This is a genomic window from Kitasatospora sp. NPDC092948 (genome assembly GCF_044754805.1).
In the GTDB taxonomy this organism is placed as follows: Bacteria; Actinomycetota; Actinomycetes; order Streptomycetales; family Streptomycetaceae; genus Kitasatospora.
Genome location: NZ_JBIVPU010000026.1, coordinates 1 through 20,395, shown reverse-complemented (window position 1 = coordinate 20,395; position 20,395 = coordinate 1). Strand labels below are relative to the sequence as shown.

General features: G+C 73.3%; 17 protein-coding genes. 11 read left to right on the top strand and 6 right to left on the bottom strand.

Annotated elements, in window-relative coordinates; all coding sequences use genetic code 11:
• Nucleotide 1: 1 nt before the first annotated feature.
• Nucleotides 2-583 carry a cysteine dioxygenase gene (locus ACIQF6_RS35655; RefSeq protein ID WP_400903032.1) on the bottom strand — a complete coding sequence of 194 codons (582 nt, stop codon included), beginning with the start codon at nucleotides 581-583 and terminating at the stop codon, nucleotides 2-4.
• A 628-nt stretch (nucleotides 584-1,211) separates the two neighbouring features.
• Here ACIQF6_RS35655 and ACIQF6_RS35650 point away from each other — a divergent pair.
• From ACIQF6_RS35650 to ACIQF6_RS35640, 3 genes are all read left to right on the top strand, one after another.
• Complete coding sequence (locus ACIQF6_RS35650) at nucleotides 1,212-1,484, top strand: WhiB family transcriptional regulator (protein ID WP_014136066.1); 273 nt, start codon at nucleotides 1,212-1,214, stop codon at nucleotides 1,482-1,484.
• 214 nt (nucleotides 1,485-1,698) lie between these two features.
• Nucleotides 1,699-5,562 carry a glycosyltransferase gene (locus ACIQF6_RS35645; protein WP_400902990.1) on the top strand — a complete coding sequence of 1,288 codons (3,864 nt, stop codon included), beginning with the start codon at nucleotides 1,699-1,701 and terminating at the stop codon, nucleotides 5,560-5,562.
• A gap of 6 nt (nucleotides 5,563-5,568) precedes the next feature.
• Nucleotides 5,569-7,236, top strand: a complete 1,668-nt coding sequence (locus ACIQF6_RS35640; RefSeq protein WP_400902987.1) for a DUF5719 family protein — start codon at nucleotides 5,569-5,571, stop codon at nucleotides 7,234-7,236.
• A 48-nt stretch (nucleotides 7,237-7,284) separates the two neighbouring features.
• Here the strand turns inward: ACIQF6_RS35640 and ACIQF6_RS35635 are convergent, their stop codons facing one another.
• The gene (locus ACIQF6_RS35635; protein ID WP_400902984.1) at nucleotides 7,285-7,731 is read right to left on the bottom strand and encodes a metallopeptidase family protein; all 447 of its coding nucleotides are present in this window, start codon (nucleotides 7,729-7,731) and stop codon (nucleotides 7,285-7,287) included.
• Nucleotides 7,732-7,765: 34 nt separating this feature from the next.
• Here ACIQF6_RS35635 and ACIQF6_RS35630 point away from each other — a divergent pair, with 34 nt between their 5' ends.
• The 6 genes from ACIQF6_RS35630 to ahcY all read left to right on the top strand — a co-directional run bounded on the left by ACIQF6_RS35630 (nucleotide 7,766) and on the right by ahcY (nucleotide 13,896).
• On the top strand, nucleotides 7,766-8,224 hold the full coding sequence (locus tag ACIQF6_RS35630) for a DUF3499 domain-containing protein (protein ID WP_400902982.1): 459 nt from the start codon (nucleotides 7,766-7,768) through the stop codon (nucleotides 8,222-8,224).
• Between the two features lie 99 nt (nucleotides 8,225-8,323).
• Nucleotides 8,324-9,712 carry a phosphomannomutase/phosphoglucomutase gene (locus ACIQF6_RS35625; protein WP_400903029.1) on the top strand — a complete coding sequence of 463 codons (1,389 nt, stop codon included), beginning with the start codon at nucleotides 8,324-8,326 and terminating at the stop codon, nucleotides 9,710-9,712.
• A gap of 124 nt (nucleotides 9,713-9,836) precedes the next feature.
• Nucleotides 9,837-10,019, top strand: a complete 183-nt coding sequence (locus tag ACIQF6_RS35620; RefSeq protein WP_400902980.1) for a Trm112 family protein — start codon at nucleotides 9,837-9,839, stop codon at nucleotides 10,017-10,019.
• 33 nt (nucleotides 10,020-10,052) lie between these two features.
• Nucleotides 10,053-11,219: an SIS domain-containing protein gene (locus ACIQF6_RS35615; protein ID WP_400902977.1), complete on the top strand. Its 1,167-nt coding sequence runs from the start codon at nucleotides 10,053-10,055 to the stop codon at nucleotides 11,217-11,219.
• Between the two features lie 67 nt (nucleotides 11,220-11,286).
• Entirely contained in the window at nucleotides 11,287-12,261 is a 975-nt protein-coding gene (locus tag ACIQF6_RS35610) for a cation diffusion facilitator family transporter (protein WP_400902974.1), read from the top strand.
• A 186-nt stretch (nucleotides 12,262-12,447) separates the two neighbouring features.
• Nucleotides 12,448-13,896, top strand: a complete 1,449-nt coding sequence (ahcY, locus tag ACIQF6_RS35605) for an adenosylhomocysteinase (RefSeq protein ID WP_400902971.1) — start codon at nucleotides 12,448-12,450, stop codon at nucleotides 13,894-13,896.
• A 75-nt stretch (nucleotides 13,897-13,971) separates the two neighbouring features.
• Here the strand turns inward: ahcY and ACIQF6_RS35600 are convergent, their stop codons facing one another.
• The 3 genes from ACIQF6_RS35600 to ACIQF6_RS35590 form a co-directional block, all read right to left on the bottom strand.
• Nucleotides 13,972-14,973, bottom strand: a complete 1,002-nt coding sequence (locus ACIQF6_RS35600) for a hypothetical protein (protein ID WP_400902969.1) — start codon at nucleotides 14,971-14,973, stop codon at nucleotides 13,972-13,974.
• Complete coding sequence (locus ACIQF6_RS35595; RefSeq protein WP_400902966.1) at nucleotides 14,970-15,479, bottom strand: SigE family RNA polymerase sigma factor; 510 nt, start codon at nucleotides 15,477-15,479, stop codon at nucleotides 14,970-14,972. Before ACIQF6_RS35595 ends, ACIQF6_RS35600 begins: the two co-directional genes overlap by 4 nt.
• 177 nt (nucleotides 15,480-15,656) lie before the next feature.
• Nucleotides 15,657-16,754, bottom strand: coding sequence for a hypothetical protein (locus ACIQF6_RS35590; protein WP_400902963.1), 1,098 nt, complete (start codon nucleotides 16,752-16,754; stop codon nucleotides 15,657-15,659).
• A gap of 238 nt (nucleotides 16,755-16,992) precedes the next feature.
• Here ACIQF6_RS35590 and ACIQF6_RS35585 point away from each other — a divergent pair, with 238 nt between their 5' ends.
• Entirely contained in the window at nucleotides 16,993-17,637 is a 645-nt protein-coding gene (locus ACIQF6_RS35585) for a hypothetical protein (protein ID WP_400902960.1), read from the top strand.
• A 10-nt stretch (nucleotides 17,638-17,647) separates the two neighbouring features.
• Here ACIQF6_RS35585 and ACIQF6_RS35580 read toward each other — a convergent pair whose 3' ends face one another.
• Entirely contained in the window at nucleotides 17,648-18,766 is a 1,119-nt protein-coding gene (locus ACIQF6_RS35580) for an RDD family protein (RefSeq protein WP_400902957.1), read from the bottom strand.
• Between the two features lie 238 nt (nucleotides 18,767-19,004).
• On the opposite strand from ACIQF6_RS35580, the gene ACIQF6_RS35575 reads away from it, so the two are divergent.
• A complete protein-coding gene (locus ACIQF6_RS35575; RefSeq protein ID WP_400902954.1) occupies nucleotides 19,005-20,009 on the top strand; it encodes a stage II sporulation protein M in 1,005 nt (334 codons plus the stop codon).
• Nucleotides 20,010-20,395: the final 386 nt, after the last annotated feature.

Here is a 20,395-nt window from a genome sequence, read left to right as displayed (position 1 = left end):
GTCAGTGCACTCGGTGACGGTCCCGCCGGGTCGCGGCCGGGTACTGGTTCATTTCCACCAGGCCGGGGGTGTACAGGTGGACGGAGACGGCGGGCTCCAGCGCGGCGTTGACCATCTCGTGCAGGTGGCCGGTGGCGAACACCCGCACCCCGCCGGGGGCCAGTGCGCGCGAGCCCTCGCCGTCGGTCGTCAACGCGCGTTCGGTGAGCTCGCCCTGAAGGACCGTCATCACGCCGGCGGAGCGGCCGTGGTCGTGGAAGCCGCTGGACTGGCCGGGCAGCCAGCTGAGCAGCCACACCTCGTAGCCGGGGCCGGTCTCCAGCCGGGAGTACCAGCGGGTCAGCGCGTCGTAGCGGACCAGCGGCTCCCAGCGGGCGCGGTCGGCGGCGATCTCCCGCACCAGCCGGGCGTAGCCGGCGACGGTGGTGGGGTGCGCGGGCAGGTCGGTGCGGGCCAGGTGCGGGAAGGCCGTCGGGTCGCCCGCGATGGACACGTCGCTCAGGCCGTCCGTCCAGCGCGGGGCGGCGGACGGCGGGAGGAGCGGGAGCTTGCGGTCGCGGTTGCGCTTGCGGAGGCGGGGCATTCGCACGGTGTTGACGTCCTCGGGTTCGGCTGCGGGCAGGGATCAGCCGGATCCGCGAGAGCGTTCAGGGGGGACTGTCGCGCGGTCGGCCTCTGTTCCGGGGGCGGCGCGCGGTGGGACGCGTGCGCCTAGATACAGCGGAGACAGCGGCAACAACACGCGGAGTTCGCGGCAGCACCGAGGAGCGCCTGGCGGCGGTCGGCGAACGGGGCCGGGAACTCTGACATGCGACCAAGCAGACCGCACCCGACCCTCCAGTGTCAAGGAGCCAGGTCGGACATTCAGGTCACATCGTCCTGGAACCACCGGATGGGGTGATAAACACCCATTCAGGTTTGGATGGGAAGATCATGGGAAAGGGACCGCGTGAGATGGCCCCGGACCGACACGGCCGGGCGCGGTCGGGCGGGCTGACGACAGGTCAGGAACCAGGTGGGATGTCCGGGTTGTCCGGATATGTACACTATTCGTAGTGGCTTGGTTCCGGGGAGTGAATCCTTGGCCCAATACCAGAGCTCGGCTTGACTGGGCCAGAGTGACGCAACTGTAATTTCTCTCGTGTCGTTCCGCCGCACCGGCAACGGCAACACCACGGGGACGCCAAGAGGGGCAGAGGAGGCGCGCCAGAATGAGCGAGCTCTTTGAGCTGTTGATCGGTGAGGGCATCGAGGAAGACGAAGAGGAACTCGGCTGGCAGGAGCGCGCGTTGTGCGCCCAGACCGACCCGGAGTCGTTCTTCCCCGAGAAGGGCGGATCCACGCGGGAGGCCAAGAAGGTCTGCCTGGCGTGCGAGGTCCGCGCCGAATGCCTGGAGTACGCCCTCGCCAACGACGAGCGGTTCGGCATCTGGGGCGGCCTCTCCGAGCGCGAACGCCGCCGACTGAAGAAGAGCGCGGTCTGACCTCCCCCGCAGATCCCACCCGTGCCGGCGCCTCACCACCAGGTGGGGCGCTTTCGCATGTCCCACGACATCCGGGCCGCCACAACACCCGGGCCGGCAGCGCCGATACCCGCTGCACGGTCTCTTCACACCACCCGGGACAACCGGACCATCCGGAGCCGTTAGTGTGGTGCGTCATCTGCCGTCAAACCCGAACCGGTGGTCCGCGCACCCGATGACCGTCTACAGCCACCAGAGCGGCTTCTCCGCTGCCCGGCCACCCGCCTACCCGCGCCATCTGGTCACCGCGGTGATCGTCTCGCACGACGGCGCCCGCTGGCTCCCCCAGGCACTCGCCGGGCTGCTCGGCCAGGACCGGCAGGTCCAGCGCATCCTCGCCGTCGACACCGGCTCCACCGACAACTCCCCGCAGCTGCTTGCCGACACCCTCGGCGAATGGCTCCCCGACAGCGGCCCGCAGATCCTCGGCCGCCGGGTCGGCTTCGGCCGCGCCGTCGGCGAAGCCGTCTTCAACAGCCCGCCGCTGCGCCCCGAAGACCTCTCCTACAGCCTCGACCCGTCCGGCTACGACCCGGTCACCGGCGGCTGGGACGACTTCGGCGACCCGCTCGGCGCCGAGGACGACCTCGGCCGCGGCGGGCCGCGCGAGACGCAGCCGGTCGAATGGCTCTGGCTGCTGCACGACGACTGCGAACCGCAGACCGACGCCCTGCGCCGCCTGCTCCAGGTCGCCGACTCCACCCCGACCGCCGCCGTGGTCGGCCCCAAACTCCGCTCCTGGTACGACCGCAGGCAGCTGCTCGAAGTCGGCGTCACCATCGCCCGCTCCGGCCGCCGTTGGACCGGACTCGACCGCCGCGAGCAGGACCAGGGCCAGCACGACCAGGTCCGCCCGGTGCTCGCGGTCTCCACCGCCGGCATGCTGGTCCGCCGCGACGTGTTCGAGGAACTCGGCGGATTCGACAAGGCGTTGCCGCTGATGCGCGACGACACCGACTTCTGCTGGCGGGTCAACGCGGCCGGCCACCGGGTCGTGGTCGCCCCCGACGCGGTGCTCCGGCACGCCGAGGCCGCCAGCCGCGAACGCCGCGCCATCGACTGCGGCTCCGCCCACCCGCACCGCGTCGACAAGTCCGGCGCCGTCTACACCCTGCTCGCCAACTCCAAGGGCGCGCTGTTCCCGTACGTCCTGCTCAGGCTGATCCTCGGCACCCTTCTGCGGGTGGTCGCCAACCTGGTCGGCAAGGACCCCCGGCAGGCCTACGACGAGATCGCCGGCCTCGGCCACGAACTGCTGCGCCTGCCACGGCTGATGGCCGCCCGGGCGCAGCGCCGCAAGACCCGCTCGGTCGACTCGCTGGACGACCGGACGCTGTTCCCCGCCCCGGGCGCCACCGTCCGGCTCGCGGTCGAGAACGCGGTCGGCTCGCTCGGCATCGGCGGCGCCGACGACGCCGGCGCCGGCCGGCACGGCTCCGTCGAGTCCGGGCCCGGCGAGGACGACAGCGACGACCTGGTGGTCGAACAGTTCGCGCTGCTCAAGAAGTTGGTGCGCCGACCCGCACCCGTGCTGTTCGCGGCGCTGCTGCTGTTCGCGCTCGTCGCCTGCCGCAACCTGATCGGCTCCGGCTACCTGCAGGGCGGCGCGCTGCTGCCCGCCGGTGACGGCGCGGCCGGCCTGTGGAACATGTTCGCCGACCCCTGGCACCCCGTCGGGACCGGCTCCACCGCCACCGCCCCGCCCTACCTCGGCGTGCTGGCCGTCCTCTCCTGGGCGCTGTTCGGCCACGCCGACCTGGCGCTCACCCTGATCGTGGTGCTGTCCGTGCCGCTCGCCGCGGTCAGCGCCTACCTGGTCTCCCGGCCGCTGATCGCCTCCAAGCTGGTCCGCGCCTGGGCCAGCGCCACCTACGCCCTGCTGCCCGCCGCCACCGGCGCGCTCGCCCAGGGCCGGATCGGCACCGCGGTGCTCGCCGTGCTGCTGCCGCCGCTGGCCCGCGCCGCCGCGATCACCGCCGGCCTCGGCATCCGCAAGGAGACCGCCGCCAAGGGCGCCCGCCCCGGCTGGCGCTCCGCCTGGATGACGGTGCTGATGCTCACCGTCAGCACCGCCTTCGTCCCGCTCGTCTGGGCCATAGCGGTACCGCTCTGCCTGGCCGCGCTGGTCCACGCGGCGCTCCGCGGCGGCGCGTTCGGCTCCGGCGTGCAGGCGCTGCGGCTGCTCGGCCTGCGGGTCGCGGTGATCCTCGGCGTGCCCGTGCTGGTGCTCGCCCCCTGGTCGCTCCAGGTCCTCTCGCACCCGTCCCGGCTGCTGCTGGAGGCCGGCGTCCCCGGTTTCAGCGGCCCCGCCGCCGACCCGCTCGGCCTGGTGCTGGTCAACCCCGGCGGCGCCGGCGTCCCCCCGGTGTGGCTGTCGGCCGGCGTGGTGCTGTCCGCGCTCGCCGCGCTGCTGCGCGCCGACCGCCGCCGCGCGGTGCTCGCCGCCTGGGGCGCGGCCGCCGCCGGACTGGTGTTCTCGGTCGTGGTGGCCGGCACCGCCGTCACCCCCGCCTCGGGCGGGGCCGACACCGCGGCCTGGGCCGGCCCGGCCACCCTGCTGGCCGGTGTCGCGCTGCTGGCCGCCGCCGCGATCGGCGCCGACGGCGCCAACGCCCGGGTCTCCGGCATCGCGTTCGGCTGGCGCCAGCCGGTCGCCGCGCTGGTGCTGGCCTTCGCCGTGCTCGCCCCGGTCGGCACCGCCGCCTGGTGGGCGATCACCGGCGCCGACGGCCCGCTCCAGCGGGCCGCCGCCCCGCAGGTCCCGGCGTTCGTCGCGGAGATCGGCGACACCACCGACCGCTCCCGCACCCTGATGGTCACCGGCGACGCCGACGGCGCCGCCATCCGCTACGCGCTGGTCCGCGGCGCCGGCCTGACCACCGGTCAGGCCGAGGGCACCGTGGACGCCGCCGCCGACCAGCACCTCGGCCAGGTCACCGCCAAGCTGCTGGCCGGCTCCGGCGGCGACCTCGCCCGCACGCTGGCCGGGTACGGCGTCAGCTACATCCAGGTCAAGGACCCGGTGATCGGCAAGGTCCAGGACGTCCTCGACACCACCCCGGGCGTGGTCCGGCTCAGCCTCGACCACGGCGTCGGCCTCTGGCAGGTCACCGCCGTCCCCGGCAGCCGGGCGCAGATCGTCAGCCCCGGCGCCGTCCCGGTGATCGTCCCGGCCGGCACCCACGACATCTGGACCACCGTCCCGGCCGGCCCGGCCGGTCGCCAGCTGCGGCTCGCCGAACAGGCCGACCCCGCCTGGCAGGCCACCCTGAACGGCAAGCCGCTCAAGTCCGTCACGCTGGACGGCTGGGCGCAGGGCTTCGAGCTGCCCGCCGAGGGCGGCCGGCTCGACGTCACCCGCACCGGCGGCCTCGTGCACACCGCCTGGGCCTGGGCCCAGCTCGCGCTCGGCATCGTCGTGCTGGTGCTCGCGCTGCCCGGCCGCCGCAACCACAACGACGACGACCTGCCGGAGGAGGTGGTCGCCGCCCAGGCGCTGGCCGCCGCCGCGCAGGCGCAGGCCCCCGCGCCCGGCAGCCGCCGGGCCCGCCGGCTCGCCGAACGCGGCGAGGGCGGCGACGGCGAGGACCCGCAGGCCGAACCCGGCATCTACACCTCCGGCGTCCCGGCCCAGCAGGCCGGCGAACCCGAGCCCGCCCCGGCCTACCAGGCCGAGCCCGCGCCGTTCGCCGACCCGTACCAGGCCGACCCCTACCAGGCCGACCCGTACCAGCAGCAGGGCTATCAGTCCGACGGCTACGGCTACGACTACACCCAGCAGCAGCCGGTCGGCGCGCCCTACCAGCCCGAGACGTACGACCAGTACGGGCAGCAGCAGCCCGGCTACGGCTACGACACCCCGCCCGCCCAGGGCTGGAACGACCCGTACGCCGCCGGCTACCCGCAGCAGCAGGGCGGGCAGCCGGACGGGCAGCAGCAGGCCTGGCTGCCCGAACAGCAGCAGCCCAACACCTACTACGACCCCAACGACCCCTACGGCGGCGGCCACCACCCGCAGCAGCCCGGGACGGGGAGCTGACCCGCGATGAAGAAGCCCACCCTGAAAGCCCCCAAGCTGAAGGCCCCGAAGTTGAAGGCGCCCGACCTGAGCGCGGTCAAGGGCGGCAGCCGCACCGGCCAGTCGCTGCTGGCCGGGGCCGCTGTGCTCGGCCTGGTGTTCGGCGTCGCCGAGCTGCGCGCGCCCGTCTCCCCGACGGTGGGCCAGGCCGGCAAGCGCACCGAGACCCAGGTGGAGCGCACCGCGCTGGTCTGCCCGCCGCCGCTGCAGGGCGCGGTCGGCTCGACCGGCCTGACCCTGTTCACTCCCGAGGGCGGCACCGGCAGCGCCGGGACCGGCGTGCTCGGCGACGTCACGCCCGACAACGTGCTGGCCGCGCAGAGCCCGGTCCAGCCCGCCGCGGGCGCCTCCGCCCAGCCCTCCGACGCACCGTCGGGCCAGCCGTCCGACGCACCGTCGGCCGGCGCCACCAAGACCACCGGGCCGCTGTTCGACGCCCGCGTGACGCTCCCCAAGGCCGGCGTCCCGGTCGGCGGGCCGGCGGCCAACAACGACACCGCCCCCGGCACCTTCGCCATCGCCACCGGCAACCTCGCCCCCGGCTTCACCGCCACCCAGACCACCGCCTCCGAGCAGGGCTCCCCGGCGCTGTCCGGCGCCCGCTGCGCGCCCTCCGGCACCAGCTTCTGGTTCGCCGGCGCGAGCTCGTCCACCGACCGGTACGACTACGTCACCCTGGTCAACGCCGACAGCCTGCCCGCCGTGGTCGACCTGCGGATGTACGGCGACAAGGGCCTGATCGACAGCGACCTGGCCACCGGCCTCGCGGTCGCCCCCGGCACCGCGCAGCAGGTCCTGCTCAGCGGAGTCACCAAGGGGCAGGTCGCGGACCTCGCCGTCCACGTGGTGGCCCGCAGCGGCCGGGTCGGGGTGGGCCTGCACGCCCGCGACGGCGCCAAGGGCGCCGACTGGCTGGAGCCGTCCGTCGACCCGGCCGCCTCCGTCACCATCCCCGGCATCCCCGCGGACACCGCGACCGCCCACCTGGTGGTGGCCACCGACTCCGCGGACGACGCCGACCTGAAGGTCCAACTGTCCGGCAAGAACGGCTGGTTCACGCCCGCCGGCAAGGAGAGCATCCACGTCAAGGCCGGCATGACCGCCACCCTGGACTTCCAGTTCGCGCCGGAGACCCGGGAGGGCGCCAGCGCGATCCGGCTCACCCCGTCCGACCCCGCGCACGCCACGCCCGTGGTCGCCGGGCTGCGGGTCGACCGGGAGAACAAGGGCAAGACCGAGGCCGCCTGGCTGGCCGGCGGCGCCCCCGTCGGCGCCCGCGCCTCGATCGCCGACAACCGCGCCGGACAGACCGCCCTGCTGCTGACCGCCCCCGACACGGACGCGAAGGTCCGGGTCACCTCCTCGGCCGGCGCGAGCGGCGGCACCCCCGCGAGCAAGGAGGTGGCCGTTCCGGCGGGCACCACCGTCGCCGTGGACGGCATCGACCCGGCCGGCGTGAACGGCACCTACGCGATCACCGTGGAGACCCTCGGCGGCGGGCCGGTGCTGGCGGCCCGTCAACTGTTCGCCGCCGTCCGGGACACCCCGACCTTCACCGTCGTGCAGCTGCGCGACGACCACGCCACCGTCCAGGTGCCGCAGGTCGCCGGCGACCCCGGCGTGGTGCTCAAGTAGCGCGAGACGCACCGGCCGGGGCCCGCACGGAGCCCCGGCCGGTGCGTCCTACTCCTCGCCGTACCGCGGGTCGATCGCGTCCGGCGACAGCCCCAGCAGCTCCGCGACCTGCTCGATCAGGATCTCGTGGACCAGCGCGGCCCGGTCCTCCTTCGACTTGGCGCGAATCTCCACCGGCCGCCGGTAGACCAGGATCCGGCTGCGCCGCCCCTTCGCGCCGGGAATCACCCGGCCGAGCGGCACCCCGTCCGGCTCCGGCTCACCCTTGACGGGCAGCGGGACCTCCAGGACGGCGAACTCCACGTCCTCCAGCTGCGGCCAGCGCCGCACCAGCCGCTCCATCGACTCCCGGACGTAGTCGTCGAAGAGCTCGGACCTGGTCAGCGAAATGGGCACCTGCGGCGGGGCCAGCGGCCCGCGCAGGCCGCGGCCGTGCCGGTCGCGGTGCCTGCGGCGGCCGGGACCGGGCGGTGACGGGGGTGTCGAGCTCTCCATAGCAGTGTCGAGCGTAGTCCCTGGATGCCCGGAAGTGGACCACCCGAGCACGGCGCGTGACGGCTCCGGGACACGCGAGCCGGGGGCGGGTCTTCGCGGCCCGGTCCCACTTGCGGTACCGTCCACCCTCGTGAGCTCTGTACGTCGTTGTTCGCGGACCGCGTGCGGCCGTCCGGCCGTGGCGACGCTGACGTACGTCTACGCGGACTCCACCGCGGTGCTCGGCCCGCTCGCGACGTACGCCGAACCGCACTGCTACGACCTGTGCGCCGAGCACGCCGAGCGGCTCACCGCCCCGCGCGGCTGGGAGGTGGTCCGGCTCGCCGCCGAGGCCGGCCCGCTGCGGCGCAGCAGCGACGACCTGGAGGCGCTGGCCAACGCGGTGCGCGAAGCCGCCCGCCCGCAGGAACGGACGTCCCGTCAGGGCACTCCGCCGGACGGCGAGTCGGGCCGCCGCGGCCACCTCCGGGTGCTGCGCTCCCCGGACAGCTGACACCTCGGCGTTCCCCGGGCCGGGTACGCTGCCCCTCTGCGGCCCGAACGGCGCGTCCGGCAGGCGCGCAGCACATCGCAGCACACACACGGGAGCATTCTGGTGCGGGACCTCAAGCAGCTTGTGAAGGCGTACGACGTCCGGGGCGTCGTGCCGGACCAGTGGGACGAGTCGCTGGCGTACGCCTTCGGTGCGGCCTTCGTCGAGGTGATCGGCGGCACCGCGATCGTCGTCGGCCACGACATGCGTCCGTCCTCGCCCTCGCTGTCCCGCGCGTTCGCCGAGGGCGCGGCCTCCCGCGGCGCCGACGTGGTCGAGATCGGCCTGTGCTCGACCGACCAGCTGTACTTCGCCAGCGGCAGCCTGGACCTGCCCGGCGCGATGTTCACCGCCTCGCACAACCCCGCCCAGTACAACGGCATCAAGCTGTGCCGGGCCGGCGCCGCCCCGGTCGGCCAGGACACCGGCCTGTCGGACATCCGCGAGCTGGTCGAGTCCTGGCTCGACGAGGACGGCACGGTCCACGTCCCCGCCTTCGAGGCCACCACCGGCACGCTGTCCGCCAAGGAGACCCTGGACGGCTACGCGGCGCACCTGCGCAAGCTGGTCGACCTGACGGAGATCCGCCCGCTGAAGGTCGCCGTCGACGCGGGCAACGGCATGGGCGGCCACACCGTGCCGACCGTGTTCGCGGGCCTGCCGCTGGACGTCGTCCCGATGTACTTCGAACTGGACGGCACCTTCCCCAACCACGAGGCCAACCCGCTGGACCCGGCCAACCTGGTCGATCTGCAGGCCAAGGTCCGCGAGGTCGGCGCCGACCTCGGCCTGGCCTTCGACGGCGACGCCGACCGCTGCTTCGTCATCGACGAGAACGGCGACCCGGTCTCCCCGTCCGCGATCACCGCCCTGGTCGCCGAGCGCGAGATCGCCCGCGCGCAGGCCGCCGGCGAGGCGCAGCCGACCGTCATCCACAACCTGATCACCTCCTGGACCGTCCCCGAGGTGGTCCGCGACCTCGGCGGCCTCCCGGTCCGCACCCGGGTCGGCCACTCCTTCATCAAGCAGGAGATGGCCGTCACCGACGCGGTGTTCGGCGGCGAGCACTCCGCGCACTACTACTTCCGCGACTTCTGGCGCGCCGACACCGGCATGCTGGCCGCGCTGCACGTGCTGGCCGCGCTCGGCGGGCAGCCGCAGCCGCTGTCCGCGCTGACCGCGCAGTACAACCGGTACGCCGCCTCCGGCGAGATCAACTCCACCGTCGCCGACCAGGCCGCCGCCACCGAGCAGGTCCGCGCCGCCTACGCCGGCCTGGAGGGCGTCACCGTCGACGAGCTGGACGGTCTCACCGTGGCCGGCCCGGACTGGTGGTTCAACCTGCGCGCCTCCAACACCGAGCCGCTGCTGCGCCTGAACGCCGAGGCCAAGGACCCGGCGAAGATGGCGGAGCTGCGCGACGGCGTGCTGGCCATCGTGCGGGCCTGACCACCGGGTCAGCCAGCCGCTGACTTTTCGGGTGCCCCGGCCGGTAGGGTTGCCACCGGCCGGGGTACTGCTGTGTCACCGGCCGTCCCACTGCGACAGCCCACAGATCCGGAGTCCGACCACCATGAGCCTGCCGTCCTTCCTGCTGGAGATCCTGGCCTGCCCGGAGTGCCGTGCGCCGCTCGCCGAGGAGATCCAGGACGACATCCACGAGCTGCGCTGCACCGGCGAGGGCTGCGGCCTGGTGTACCCGGTGCGCGACGGCATTCCGGTCCTGCTGGTGGACGAGGCCCGCCGCCCGTCCTGACCCTGCCCCGCCAGTCGCTGGAGGCCAGCCGCCATGTTCGACGACTCCCTGCTGGACGACCCGGCCGCCCTTCAGCGCGCCGACCGCCGACGTGAACTGCTGGCCCTGGCCGGGGCGGGCGCCCGGATCCGGGTCGCGCTGCGCCGCGCCGACGCGGCCGGCGTCAACGCGCTGAACCCGGACGGCCGCCCGCGCGCGGTGCTGGTCGCCGGGCACGGCGGGGTGCTGACCGCGGCCGCGGTGCTCGCCGCGCTGGCGGCGCCCAGCTGCCAGGTGTGGCCGCTGCCGCCGTCCGACGCCCGCCCCGCCGGGCCCGCCTTCACCGACGGCGAGTCCTGGCAGCTGCCCGGCTGGGCCGGTCCGCTGGACCTGGTGGTGCTGGCCAGCGCCGGCGGCCGGGAAGGCGGGATGATCAACCTGGCCGAGCAGGCGTACACCCGCGGCTGCGCGATCGCGGTGATCGCCCCCGACGGCTCGGAGCTGGCCGAGGCGGCCCTCCAGGTCCGCGGCCTGCCGCTGCCGTTCGAGCCGAGCGCGGTGGAACCCGACGGCGCCGACGCCGAACCCGACCTGCCCGCCGAGGACCCGGCCGCGCTGTGGGCGGTGCTCGCCCCGCTGCTCACGCTGGCCGACCGGATCGGCGTGGTCCCGCTGGCCCCCGGCTCGCTGGAGGCCGCCGCCGACCGGCTGGACGAGGTCGCGGTGCGCTGCCGGCCCGACGCCCAGGCGTACGACAACCCGGCCAAGACGCTGGCCGGCCAACTCGCCGAGACCGTCCCGCTGCTGTGGTCCGACGGGGCCGCGGCCGCGGCGGTGGGGGAGCGGTTCGCCGCCGCCCTCGCCGACCGGGCCGGACTGCCCGCGCTGACCGCCCGGCTCCCGCAGGCGCTGACCGCGCACCGCGGCATGTTCAACGGCCGCCTCGGCGCCGGGGCCGACCCCGACGACTTCTTCCGCGACCGGGTCGACGAGCCGGTGCCGCTCCAGCTTCAGGTGCTGATGCTCCGCCACACCCCGGGCGTCGCCGAACTGGAGGAGGCGGCCTGGCCGGTGGCCCGGGCCCGCCGCCTGGCCGCCGCCCACGAGGTGCGGATCACCGAACACGCCTCCAGCCTGGAGGACCCGTTGCAGGCGCTCGCCGAACTGATCGGGCTGACCGACTTCGCCGCCGTCTACTTGGGCCTGGCGACCAGGAACTGACACGGTATCGTCCCTTCGTCAACCAAGGTCCGGCAAAGTCCGGGCCCGTGCGGAGGGAAGTACCGGGTTGAGTACCGAAGGCGGCACCAAAGCCCTGGTCGCGGCACTGTCCGCGAACGTCGGCATCGCGCTCGGCAAGTTCGTGGCGTTCGCGTTCTCCGGCTCGTCCTCGATGCTCGCCGAGGGCGTGCACTCGCTGGCCGACTCCGGCAACCAGGTGCTGCTGCTGGTCGGGGGCAAGCGCTCCAAGCGCGCCGCCGACGAGGAACACCCCTTCGGGTACGGCCGCGAGCGGTACGTGTACGGGTTCCTGGTCTCCATCGTGCTGTTCAGCCTCGGCGGGATGTTCGCCCTCTACGAGGGCTACCAGAAGATCAGCCACCCGCACGAGCTGGAGAACTGGTACTGGCCGGTCGGCGTGCTGGTGTTCGCCATCCTGTTGGAGGGCTGGTCGTTCCTGACCGCGTTCCGTGAGGCGTCCAAGGCCAAGGGCGGGCACGGCTGGGCCGCGTACATCCGCCGCGCCAAGGCCCCCGAGCTGCCCGTGGTGCTGCTGGAGGACAGCGGCGCGCTGATCGGCCTGGTGCTGGCGCTGCTCGGCGTCGGCCTGACCGTCGCCACCGGTGACGCGGTGTGGGACGGCGTCGGCACCCTGTGCATCGGCCTGCTGCTGGTGGTCATCGCGCTGGTGCTGGCGCTGGAGACCAAGTCGCTGCTGATCGGCGAGTCCGCCGACGCCGAGGTGGTGGCGGAGATCCGCGAGGCGCTGGTCGACCACGACACCGTCACCGGCGTGATCCACATGCGCACCCTGCACGTCGGACCGGAGGAACTGCTGGTCGCCGCGAAGATCGGCGTCAACGCGGAGGACAGCGCCGCCGTGGTCGCCGAGGCGATCGACCGGGCCGAGGCGCGGGTCCGCAAGGCCGTGCCGATCGCCCGTGCCATCTACCTGGAGCCCGACATCTGGTCCGCGGAGAAGGCGTTGGCCGGGCCGGACGCCGAGGCCACTCCGGGCGGTCCGGGCCCGAACGCCCACTGACGCCCACCCGATCGGTGTAGATTCGTCGGCAGTGCCAAACGTCGCTGCTGATGGCGGTCGATCGGAGCCCCGCTCCGGTCGAGGGAGAGAGGTCCTCCGACGGATTGTGCCGCAGCAGAGGATCGCCACCGCGCCCCTCTGCCGCTCAGCACACCCGTAACCAGGCCCATGCAGCGAGGAGTTCGCATGTCCACCCAGCCCGCCGGCGACTACAAGGTCGCCGACCTCTCCCTGGCTCCGTTCGGTCGCAAGGAGATCCAGCTCGCCGAGCACGAGATGCCCGGCCTGATGTCGATCCGCGCCGAGTACGCCGCCTCGCAGCCGCTGGCCGGCGCCCGCATCACCGGCTCGCTGCACATGACCGTGCAGACCGCCGTGCTGATCGAGACCCTCACCGCCCTGGGCGCCGAGGTCCGCTGGTGCTCCTGCAACATCTTCTCCACCCAGGACCACGCGGCCGCCGCCATCGCGGTCGGCCCGAACGGCACCCCCGAGGACCCGCAGGGCGTCCCGGTCTTCGCCTGGAAGGGCGAGACCCTGGAGGAGTACTGGTGGTGCACCGAGCAGGCGCTGACCTGGCCGAACGGCCAGACCCCGAACATGATCCTGGACGACGGCGGTGACGCCACCCTGCTGATCCACAAGGGCGTCGAGTTCGAGAAGGCCGGCGCCGCGCCGTCGCCCGACACCGCGGACAACGACGAGTTCCGGATCATCCTGGAGCTGCTCAACCGCACCCTGGTCGAGACCCCGCAGAAGTGGACCGAGGTCGCCGCCACCATCAAGGGCGTCACCGAGGAGACCACCACCGGCGTCCACCGCCTGTACGAGATGCACCGCGACGGCAAGCTGCTGTTCCCGGCCATCAACGTCAACGACTCGGTCACCAAGTCGAAGTTCGACAACAAGTACGGCTGCCGCCACTCGCTGATCGACGGCATCAACCGCGCCACCGACGTGCTGATCGGCGGCAAGGTCGCCGTCGTCTGCGGCTACGGCGACGTCGGCAAGGGCTGCGCCGAGTCGCTGCGCGGCCAGGGCGCGCGCGTCATCGTCACCGAGATCGACCCGATCTGCGCGCTGCAGGCCGCGATGGACGGCTACCAGGTCGCCACGCTCGACGACGTCGTCGAGATCGCCGACATCTTCGTCACCACGACCGGCAACAAGGACATCATCATGGCCTCGCACATGGCCCGGATGAAGCACCAGGCCATCGTCGGCAACATCGGCCACTTCGACAACGAGATCGACATGGCCGGCCTCGCCAAGCTCCCCGGCGTGGTCAAGACCGAGATCAAGCCGCAGGTCCACGAGTGGCGCAAGGAGGACGGCCGCACCATCATCGTCCTCTCCGAGGGCCGCCTGCTGAACCTCGGCAACGCGACCGGCCACCCGTCGTTCGTGATGTCCAACTCCTTCGCGAACCAGACCATCGCGCAGATCGAGCTGTACGCCAAGACCGAGCAGTACCCGGTCGGCGTGTACGTCCTGCCGAAGCACCTGGACGAGAAGGTGGCCCGCCTCCACCTCGACGCCCTCGGCGTCAAGCTCACCACCCTCACCCAGGAGCAGGCCGACTACATCGGCGTCCCGGTCGAGGGCCCGTACAAGGCCGAGCAGTACCGCTACTGACAGGCCGTCCACGCCGGTGCCCGGCACTCCCCGTCGCTTCGGGGGGCGCCGGGCACCGGCGCGTTCGGTGCACTCTCAGCGCGGCGGCATGAACAGCGAATGCCAGGTGCGGTCGTCCTGGCCGTGTGCCGTCACCTGCTCCCACCAGGCCAGGACGTCGGCCTTCGTCAGCTCCCCGCCCGGGCTCCGGCCGTCCTGCTCGGCGCACCACCACATGGTCCGGTCGGACGCGCACACCCGGGTCGGGGCCGAGTCCGTGGGCGGGTGGTCCGAACCGGCGCGGATCACCACCGTCGCATCGGCATGCGTCCGCACCGACACCGACACCGACAGCGACCAGATGTCCGCGCCGCGCACCGACCGGGTGAACGACACCTGCTCCACGTCCGACGGCGACGCCGTCGCCTCCAGCGAGACCGGCAGCGGCACCTCGTACCGGCCCGCCCGCACCCCCGCCGCGACGTGCAGCAGGACCTGCCGGTCCACGTCCGACGCCCCCATGTTCACCAGGTCCAGCCAGCCCCCGTCCGAGCCCCGGAACACCAGCTCCGTCCGGTCGCCCATGCCCGGGACCGAAACCCAGTACGCCTCCTGGCCGTTGACCTTCGGCGCGGCCTCCCGCGCCTCGCCCTGCCCGGCCGGCAGCTGCGGCCGCTTGCTCCACGGATCCACGCCCGCCCCGAACGCCCACAGCTGCAACTGGCCCCCGTTCTTGGCAGTCGCGAGCTGGTCCGCACCGGCCGTGGTCCACCGGTCCTCGACCGTGATCACCTGGTCCGGCAGCCACCCGAACCGGACCTGCAGGACGAACGGGTTCCGGCCGGCCGGCGTCGGCTTCACCGACTCCACCGGCCCCGCCGGAACGGGCCGACCGCCGCCGCCGTGGAACACCCCCACCGCCGCCGACCCCAGCAGCACCGCGGCCACCCCGGCCGCCAGCACCGCCCGCCGGCGCCCCCGCACCTTCCGGCCGCGCCGCACCGCCGCCGCCGGATCCACCGCCGTCACCGGTGCCGAAAGCTCCGCGGACGCCACCAACTCGTCCAGCCGAAGCGACAGTTCACGATCCCCGCTCACGCCCCCGACCTCCCCTGCCGGCGCAGTGCCGTCGACCGCCGCAGCGTCTCCAGCGCCCGCGAACTCTGGCTCTTCACATTGCCGTTGGAACACCCCATCGCGGCCGCCGTCTGCTCCACCGTCAGATCGCAGTAGTAGCGCAGCACCACGGTCGCCCGCTGCCGCGGCGGCAGCGCCGCCAACGCCTCCCGCAGATCCAGCGACACCGCCAGATCCGCCTCCTGCACCGCCCCCTCCGGAGGACGCGCGGCCGGCCTGGTCCGCCGCCACCACGCGGTGCGCTGCTCCGCCAGGAACACGTTCACCAGCACCGTCCGGGCATACCCGTCCGGGTTCTCCGCCCGGCTCGCCCGGCCCCAGTGCAGGTACAGCCTGGTGATCGACTCCTGCACCAGGTCGTCCGCACGGTGCCAGTCCGCGCACAGCAGGTACGCGACCCTCCGCAACCAGACCGCCCTGGAGGCCACGAACGCGGTGAACTCCTCGTCCCGCGTCAGCTCCGCCATCTCCGGCGCCCCTCCTCCCCGTGGACCTGCGGCGCGAGCGCGCCGCCGACCCCCTGATGCGGCCCGCCCCCGGAAAGGTTGCACGGCAGATTCCGGGGCGGGCCATTCCGGGGCGGCCCGGACACGCGAACGGCGCCCGGCATCCGCTGGTCGCGGGGATGCCGGGCGCCGTTGCGTTCAGGACTGCGGCAACACGTCCGTGGTCCAGCCGCTCTCGTCCCGCCCGAGCGGCACCACCAGCGGCAGCCAGTCCGCCGGATCCGCGGCGGCGCTGCCGGCGGACTGGCTGCCGATCGACACCTGGTACAGCCGGACACACCAGTGCAGGCCGTTGCCGGACGCGCACTTCTGCGACGTGGTCACCGTGGCAAGCCCGTCGTTCGAACTCCGCGGCGCCGAACCGGCCGACGCGTACTCGCCCGGCCCCACCTCGATCATCGCCGACCCGTAGCTCTTGTTCCGGAAGAACAGCGTGGCCGACCACTGCCCGGACCCCGACCCGCCGGAGGCCGGCCGGAGGATGCGCGCCTCACCCAACTCCGTCCCCGGGGGCAGCGACGACATCGACACCGGCAACGGCACCCGGTACGCATCCGGGACCACGCCCGCCGCCACCAGGAGCGGCAACTGCTGCCGGTCCGTGTCCTTCAACCCGGTCGCCGTCACCTCCGCCCAACGGCCGTCCGCAGTCCGGAAACGCAGAGTGTCGACGGCCGCCTGCCGACCGGTGCCGTCCGAGGACACCCAGTAGGCCGCCTGCCCGTTCACCTGCGGAGCGTCCCGCCGCACCGCCGGCCTGCCCGACGGGAACGTCGGCTGCTCCGGCGTCGCCCCGGCCGGGAACACCGTCAGCTGGAACATCGCGGAGTCGGTCCCCGAGTCGGTTTGCGCCCGCACCGTGACCCCTTCCGGGCTCGACCGGTACTCCACGGACCGCACCGTGTCGGGCAGCCAGCCGAACCGCGCCGGAGCGGTCAGCACCGTCCGGCCGTCCACCGGCGCCACCGTCTTCAACGGGCCGGCCGGCAGCTGCCCCGCCTGCGCCGTCGACCAGGGCAGACTCGGCGAGACGTGGAGCGGAATGCCGTGCGAGCCTCCCCGCAGACCCAGCGCCGAGGCCACCAGCCCCGCCAGTCCGACCACCGCGATCACCGCCAACCGCCGCGCGCCCCACGTCAACAGCGGTGACTCCGGCTCCGCCGACAGTTGGACGCCCGGCGCAGCACCCCCTGGCGGGACGCCCTGCTTCTCGGCCGGCACCTGATCCTCGGACATGTCTCCGACCTCCCCGCCTGACGGCGTTCTCTCGAACACCGAAACGCCCCCGACGCCCGCGGACTCCGGTACCGCTGGAACCCCCCCAGCCCGGCCGCGATCCTCACAGACCGCCAGATAGTAGTGCCGGAACGACCCTCGAACCGAAGCGTTTTTCGGCGCGCCCGCCCGGGGCCTCCCGCGCGTGCCATCGCCCGCCCCCGCAAGGTCCGCACGGCGGATTACGTAGGCTTCCCCCATGCCGAACGGCCGCTACACCCTCCACGACCCGCACGACGGAACCCCGCTCGGCGAGGAACGCTTCCAGTGCGCCCCAGGCCCGGCCGGCTGGCGCTACGTCGCCAAGAGCTACCGCCCCGACGGCACCGTCCTCGGTACCACCGACCTCACCCTCGACGCCCGGCACCGCCCGATCCGGGTCGAACTCCGCAGCGGCGGCTGGCAGGTCCGCGGCGGCGCACTCGACGGCGTGCACTGGGTCCGGGCGGCCGTCGACCCCGCCACCACCGCCGGCGCGACCTCCGACGCCACCGAGGGAACGGACCGGGCCCACGCCTTCACCGGCGACTCGCCCGCGTTCCTGATCGCCACCGCCCGGCTGCTCGACCTCGACCCCGGCAGCAGCGCCCGGATCCGCCTGGTCTCCTTCACCGGCCAGGCCCTAGCCCCCCGCACCCTCGACCAGAGCTGGCAGCTCATCACCGTCGAGGACCACCCCACCGACACCGGCCCGCTCCCCGTCGAGCACTACCGCGTCACCGACCTCGACACCGGCGAACTCCGCGACCTCCACCTCACCGGGGACGTGCTGCTCGCCGCCCCCGGCATCGAACTCGAAGAACTCGACAGCCCGCCCAACCCCCGCCGCCGCTCGCCCGCCTAGGCCGGCCGACTCACTCGGGAACGGCGAACCCCCCGCCCGCCGACGGCTGCGGCGGCACCACGGGCTTCGCCAACGGCACGGGCTGCGCGACCGGGTCCGGCTGCGTGACCGGAGCGGGCTGGACGACCGGAGCGGGGGGAGCAGTCGGAGGGGCCGGAGCGGTCTGGGTCTGCGGCTGCGGTGCCTGGGCCGCCTGCGCCGGCTGGGCCTCCTGCGGTGCGCCGAGCACGCGCACCGGCTTCCCGTTCGGCTGCTGCGGGGCGGCCGGTGCCGGACCCGCCTGGGCCGGCACCGGCATGTACGTCGGCGCCGGCGCTCCGTACACCGGAGCTCCGTACATGGGCGCTCCGTACATCGGCACTCCCCGCTGCGAGGCCGCCCGCTCCCACTCGCGGCGCTGGCGCTCCATCGTCACCGCGCCCAGGTACACCATCGACGGCAGGCCCTGCGGCACCGGCCAGCCGGTCCGGCCGGCCAGATCGGCGGCCAGTCGGTCCGCCAGCCCGGTCGCCACCGGCGCGTCCAACTCGTGCATCCGGCCGAGCAGCTGACGTATCGCCAGCCACAGGCCGTCGGGCACGCCGGACAGGTCCAGCGCCACCAGGTCGGCCCCCAGCATGTGCATCACGTGCGGCGGCACCGGCGGCACCGCGCGGTGGTTGCGGGCGCTCTCCGGCAGCCGCTCCCGGATCACCAGCGTCCCCGCGAAGATGTCGCCCAGCCGGCGCCCCTGCTCCGAGAACAGCGACACCACCACGGCCGGCATCCCCAGCAGGCCGAAGTCGATGACCCCCACCAGCCCGCGTACCAGGGCGTGCCGGAACCGGATCGGTCCACCGTCCGTCCGGATCACCCGCAGGCCCAGCGCCGTCTTCCCCAGCGACCGGCCCTGCGACAGCGTCTCCACCAGCACCGGCAGCATCACCGTGAAGAACACCATCACCGTGACGGCGATCGCCTCGCCCGCCGCCCCCTCGACCGCGGACAGGCTGAAGAACACCGCGAAGGAGAAGAAGAAGTACGCGACCATGTACACGATCGCGTCCAGCAACCGGGCCAGAGCCCGGGACGGCAACCTTGCCGCCCGCAGCCCCAGGACGACCGCCTCACCGGTCACCAGCTCGCTCACGCCACCCACCCTGTTCCGCTCCCGGGAGCGCCGGACGACCCACGTCGCGCGACCCGCCCCCTCGATCAACAGCGGCAAACATACGGCCGAGCACCCTCGGCCGGTAACCCCGGGCACCGCATCCGATATCCCCCGACACACCGCGCGCCACCTCTGGCATGCTGAGCCCGCAACGCCCCGGCCGCACACCAACCAGTGCCAGCCGTCCTGCCCCGCCGCGCACCCGGAGAGAGCCGCAATGGACCTGGACGTCTTCGTCGCCGCCCACCAGGCGGAATGGCACCGGCTGGAGGTCCTCAGCAGCCGCAGCCGGCTCACCGGCGAGGAGTCCGACGAGCTGATCAAGCTCTACCAGCGCGCAACCAGCCACCTCGCCCAGGTCCAGGCCGCCGCCCCGCAGGCCGGCCTGGAGGGACGCCTCACCGAACTGGTGGTCCGCGGCCGCAACGCCGTGGCCGGCGCCCGCAGCTCCTCCTGGCGCGACGCCGCCCGTTACTTCACCACCAGCTTCCCCGCCGCGCTGTACCGGTCCCGCCGCTGGTGGCTGACCATCGGACTGGTCTTCTTCCTGCTCAGCGCCCTGGTCGCCTGGTGGATCGGCACCCACCCGGAAGTCCGCGACGCCCTGGTCCCGCCGGCCGAGCTGAAGGAGCTCACCAAGCCCGGCGGCGAGTACGAGGCCTATTACACCGACCACCCGTCGGCGAACTTCGCCGCCAAGGTGTGGACCAACAACGCGTGGGTCGCCGCCTACTGCCTCATCTGCGCGGTCCTGCTGGGCATACCGGTCATCTTCATCCTGATCAGCAACATGATCAGCCTCGGCGCCGGCATCGGACTGATGGCCTCCGCCGGCCGCCTCCCGCTCTTCCTCGGCCTGCTCATCCCGCACGGCCTGCTCGAACTCACCGCCATCTTCGTCGCCGCCGGCCTCAGCCTCCGCCTCGGCTGGACCGTCATCGACCCCGGCCCCCGTACCCGCACCGTCGCCCTCGCCGAGGAAGGCCGCGCCGTCATCGGCTCCGTCATCGGCCTCGCCGCCATCCTCCTGGTCACCGGCATCATCGAGGGCTTCGTCACCGGATCCGCCCTCCCCACCTGGCTCCGGGTCGGCATCGGCTTCGCCGTGGAGGCGCTCTTCCTCGTCTACGCGCTCGTCCTCGGCAAGCGCGCCGCCGCCCGCGGCGAGCTCGGCGACGTCGAGGCCGCCGACCGCACCGACCACCAGCCGATGGCCGGCTGACCACGGCGTGCCTGGTCACAGGGGCCGTTTCAAACCTGGTAGCCTGGTGATCACCCCGAGGGACCATTGACTTGATCTCTTTGGGTCAGTAGGTTTGAACGGTTGGGCGATTGGACATACAGTCCGGCCCGGCGTAGAGTCTACGGAGTCGCAGCGACAAGGAACGTGCCCGAGAGGGCGCGGAACCGAATCGGGCGGCAAACCCCTGAAGCAGAGCAACGCAAAACCTTTGATAAGGTCTGCAGCGAAGTCGAAGGAATTCCCACTCCAGCGGGAATCGAAATTCGGATCGAATGAAACTCCGGAAAACGGAGCGGAAAACATCTGATAAGCTGGAAACACGAAAGAACGAAGCGCCCGGAGGGCCGGTCGGAAGGCCGCCTGAA